Annotated in this window: 6 protein-coding genes; 4 read left to right on the top strand and 2 right to left on the bottom strand. The window is 46.5% G+C overall.

Annotation, left to right across the window (positions count from 1 at the left end; genetic code table 11):
• Positions 1 to 369 (bottom strand): ImmA/IrrE family metallo-endopeptidase (locus tag ACTNBK_RS16620; RefSeq protein WP_441147763.1); only part of this gene is annotated, 369 nt, incomplete at its 3' end.
• Between the two features lie 48 nt (positions 370 to 417).
• Positions 418 to 834: a helix-turn-helix domain-containing protein gene (locus ACTNBK_RS16615; RefSeq protein ID WP_002576372.1), complete on the bottom strand. Its 417-nt coding sequence runs from the start codon at positions 832 to 834 to the stop codon at positions 418 to 420.
• Between the two features lie 201 nt (positions 835 to 1,035).
• Between ACTNBK_RS16615 and ACTNBK_RS16610 the strand changes: the two genes are divergently transcribed.
• The 4 genes from ACTNBK_RS16610 (at position 1,036) to ACTNBK_RS16595 (ending at position 4,105) form a co-directional block, all read left to right on the top strand.
• Positions 1,036 to 2,271, top strand: coding sequence for a DNA polymerase Y family protein (locus tag ACTNBK_RS16610; RefSeq protein WP_441147761.1), 1,236 nt, complete (start codon positions 1,036 to 1,038; stop codon positions 2,269 to 2,271).
• A gap of 81 nt (positions 2,272 to 2,352) precedes the next feature.
• Positions 2,353 to 2,613, top strand: a complete 261-nt coding sequence (locus tag ACTNBK_RS16605; RefSeq protein WP_002576370.1) for a hypothetical protein — start codon at positions 2,353 to 2,355, stop codon at positions 2,611 to 2,613.
• Positions 2,610 to 3,341, top strand: coding sequence for an ImmA/IrrE family metallo-endopeptidase (locus tag ACTNBK_RS16600; protein WP_441147758.1), 732 nt, complete (start codon positions 2,610 to 2,612; stop codon positions 3,339 to 3,341). Before ACTNBK_RS16605 ends, ACTNBK_RS16600 begins: the two co-directional genes overlap by 4 nt.
• Positions 3,342 to 3,814: 473 nt before the next feature.
• Positions 3,815 to 4,105, top strand: a complete 291-nt coding sequence (locus tag ACTNBK_RS16595; RefSeq protein WP_002576367.1) for a helix-turn-helix domain-containing protein — start codon at positions 3,815 to 3,817, stop codon at positions 4,103 to 4,105.
• The last annotated feature ends 105 nt before the right edge of the window (positions 4,106 to 4,210 follow it).

Below are 4,210 nucleotides of genomic sequence, written 5' to 3'. Positions count from 1 at the left end.
TGTTATTTTTGTAGAAAAGGCGGCAGCAGCTTGCGCCGCTCCCGCCTTAAAATATTTTTGCTCTATTTTGCACCACAATTTAGCGTTTACACAAAATTTGGGATTGACCCTGGTTTTCGCCATATTCCGGTGAAGCTGGTCATGCCCTAATTCATGTGCGCACACGATGCGCAGCATATTTTCATCCAGACTGTTATTCAGGAAAATAAAGCGATTTCGCTTAATCACCCGGTACATTCCCTTCAGGGAACCAAAATTTTCGCAAAGCATGACATTGATACCAAGCTGCCTTGCAATTTCAAAAGGGTCTCTGGAACCGCAGCGTTTTACCAGTTTCTCACCGACCCGTGAAAGCTGTTCCGCATTCATCATACCACCTCCAGTTTACAGTATAGCGAAAAGTGTGTACGATAAATATCACTGATCGGATTTTTTACGCCTCGTTTTCGGGGCGTATTTTTTATTGTTCTCTTTGGCAATCCAGTAGGCATCGGTCAGAGCTTTATAAGCTCCTTCGATGGCATCTTCGCTTAATTCGCCGCCAGCGAACATACCGGTCACTTCGCTGACCAGTTCTTCAATATCTTTCGCTGCTTTTGCGCCGCCTTTTTCATGAGCTTCTACGACATAGGTGCCGCTGCTTCCCAGCAGGTACTCAGTAGTAGTATTCAGCGCATCCGCAATCTTCTGGATCGTGACCATATTGGATGGTTTGCGGCTGCCAAGCTCATAATTCTGAATTGTGCGGGCGGTTACACCGGCCTTCTCTGCAAGTTCTACCTGAGTTAAATTGGCTTCTGTTCTTTTTTCTTTCAACCTTTCTTTGAAGACCATAGGAATACCTCTTTCTTTTTTGATGACGAACACGAACACTTTTTCATAAAAACCTATTGACACGAAAAACTGTGCTTGCTATAATGACGATGAAAACACGAAATACAATTCGTGTAATTATAGTATCACAAGAAATGCTGTGTGTCAATGCGTTCGTGAAAAGTTGTTCGTGCTTTCACGAACGGAGAGGAGGAATAAGGGATGCAAAGAGTGATTCTTCACTGTGATATGAATAATTTCTATGCCTCTGTTGAGTGTATGCTGAACCCGGAACTGAAGAACAAGCCGGTGGCAGTGTGTGGTTCTGTGGAGGAACGGCATGGCATCGTACTTGCGAAGAACTATGCGGCAAAGGCGTTTGGCGTTTCCACGGGAGAGGCAATCTGGCAGGCAAAACAGAAGTGCCAGGATCTTGTGATCGTGGAGCCGCATTATGAGCAATATATGAAGTTTTCAAAATTAGCCCGTGAGATATACGGTCGTTATACTGACCAGATTGAACCTTACGGGATGGACGAATGCTGGCTGGATGTGACCGGAAGCGGCTGCATGGGAACTGGATTTGAAATCGCAGATGAGATTCGCAGAACCGTTAAGTTTGAACTGGGCCTTACGATTTCCGCAGGAGTGAGCTTCAACAAGATTTTTGCCAAGCTTGGGTCGGATATGAAAAAGCCGGATGCGATTACCTGCATCGAAGCAGATTCATTCCGTGAGAAGATTTGGTGTCTTCCTGCCTCTGACTTGCTTGGAGTCGGCAGAGCGACCGAGAAGGTTCTGTCCGGTTATGGGATTCATACCATTGGAGAGATTGCTGCAACATCGGATGATTTCTTGAAGTGCCGCCTTGGAAAGAATGGACTGGCGATTAAGAAATATGCCAATGGGCTGGATGATTCGCCGGTTATGCTTTCCGATTATGTTTCTCCGGTAAAGAGCATCGGACACGGGATAACGACCATGCAGGATTTGGAGAATAACGCCGAAGTCTGGTGTGTCATGCTGGAGCTGGTGCAGGAGATTGGAACCAAGCTACGAACACATAAGAAGAAAGCGGGCGGAATAGCGATTTCCATCCGCAACAATGAGCTTTTCACGAAGGAGTGGCAGTGCCGGATTAGCATTCCGACACAAAGCCCCACCTATCTGGCGAAAACCGCATTTGCTCTGTTTGATAAGAATTATCAGTGGGAACACCCGATTCGTTCGGTGACAGTTCGGGCAATCAACCTGTTTGAAGAGGATTGTCCGATACAATACGACCTATTCACTGATGTGAAATCACTGGATCGCCAGGAACGCTTGGACGCAGCGATTGAGCAGATTCGATTCCGATTCGGGAAAGATGCGATTAAAAATGGGGTACTTTTTCAGAAAAGCAAGATGCCGACAGAGCGAAAAGTGGATTTGGTTATGCCGACAGGAATGATTGGTTAATACAGCACCGGCAGAATCTGGTGAGTTCTTTGCTAAAAGAAGTCAACACATTCGCCGGTTTACAGAGAAGGAGCGTAGAATATGTCGGAACAGAAATGTAGAAAAGTATATGTACCTGTGAATTTAGATGTGGATGCAGAGGGAAATATCCGTCCGCGTCTGATTCGGTGGATTGACGGACGGGTGTATGAGATCGACCGATTGAAGCATAAGTGTCGGGCTGCTTCCACGAAGGTAGGAGGCTGCGGAATCCGCTATACGGTCATGATCGGTGGGCATGAGAGCTTCCTGTACAACGAAGATGAAAAATGGTTCGTTGAAGCAAAGGAGCAGTGCCTATGATCCTTTCGCAGAAAAACATAGAGGAAATCGCTGTTGCAGTGATAAGAGATTTTCAAAAGTCCTTTTTCGGCAGCGAAGCAGATGATCCGACGAGATTCACGCTTCCGACACCCATTGACCAGTTTGCATCCGACTATCTGAACTTGAAAGTGTCATTTCAAAAGTTGTCCTCGGACGGAAGCATCTATGGTCTGACCGCGTATGTGGATACAGAATATCAGATAGAGGTTGATGGAAGTCAGAGGAGCATTTTCCTGAAAACCAATGATGTGGTTCTGGACAAGGGCTTTATTGAACCGGAGAATATTCGGAAACTCTGCGGAAAACGCAGATTTACGCTGGCGCATGAGTGCGCTCACCAGATACTGTTTCAGCTGGATTCCGATGACCGAAAGATAGCCTGCCATAAGAGACCGGAAGTGCGAGGAAATGGCTCGCGCGTCTTGAGAACGCAGGAAGATTGGAACGAATGGCAGGCCAATACGCTGGGAGCTGCCATTCTGATGCCTCAGTCAGAAGTGGATCGGGCGATGTGGTTCATCAACAGCAGAAAGCCTCTGACCTGTTATGGATGGCGTTTTTACGACAGTGACCAAGTGAAGATAGATACCTTCTGTGGTGTCTTTGGTGTTTCGAGATCAGCAGCAGCTATTCGATTGGAACAACTGGGCTATCTGAACCGGAAAAAGGATTATGAATATCGTGATCCATTGGAGGTGTGGCCATGAGCAGGAATATCAGAGTATCGGAACCATCTGCGGAAATGCAGATTAAAATCATCCGGGCAAAGGATGCGATTGCTTCGCAAAAGCCCAGGATTGTCAGGTGCCCTTATTGCCGACACAATTCAATCATCGTCTTTGAGGATACCAGAGGACATGTGCAGACCAAATGTAAGGCCTGCGGACGCGAGACCGTCTTCAATGTTTTGGAGATGAGAAGATTACGGAGATTGCAGCTCTACTATTCGTCTTTGAATGGTTGAGATGACAATAAATAACCCTATTAACACAATTTTATAAGTCATAGCTGTGCTGTGGAGCCGCTGACAGGCGAAGTCTTCCGAATGCCGCATGAGACAGAATTATGGGATACCCATGTTCTGTTTTATCGGCACAGGATTTTTCTTCACCGTCATGCGGCTCTTTTTTTGACCTTCCGTCGATCCGGTTCTGTACCGGCTGTGCGGAAGGAGAAGCGTATGTATTTTGACGCAAAAGAGTTTGGTAAGAGACTTCACGATGTTCGCACTTCCCGTGGCATTACACAGGAGGAACTGGCGGTTCGCCTGGGCCTGGCAAGCAAGCAGCATGTCAGCCGCATGGAGAACGGTGAACGCAGCTGCTCTATTGACTTGCTGATTGAACTGTCCTGCATCCTCCATGTCAGCACGGATTATCTTCTGATGGGCAGCGAGCCAAGCAAAGAGGAAGTCAAAAATGATCTTCTTAGTATTATTTCGGAGCTGTCTACGATTGCGAAAAAAATCTAAGGAACCTCTGAATAAAAGCCTTTATCCTGTTTCTACTCAATGTATTAGCCGCCATTTGCGCTTGGTTAAGGTGATTTCAGTGCAAAATAGCCATTATTTATCTGC

This window comes from Intestinimonas sp. HCP28S3_D6 (assembly GCF_052065695.1).
GTDB lineage: Bacteria > Bacillota > Clostridia > Oscillospirales > Oscillospiraceae > Intestinimonas.
The sequence above is the reverse complement of the archived record's forward strand: the minus strand, read 5'-3'. Positions and strand labels throughout refer to the sequence as shown.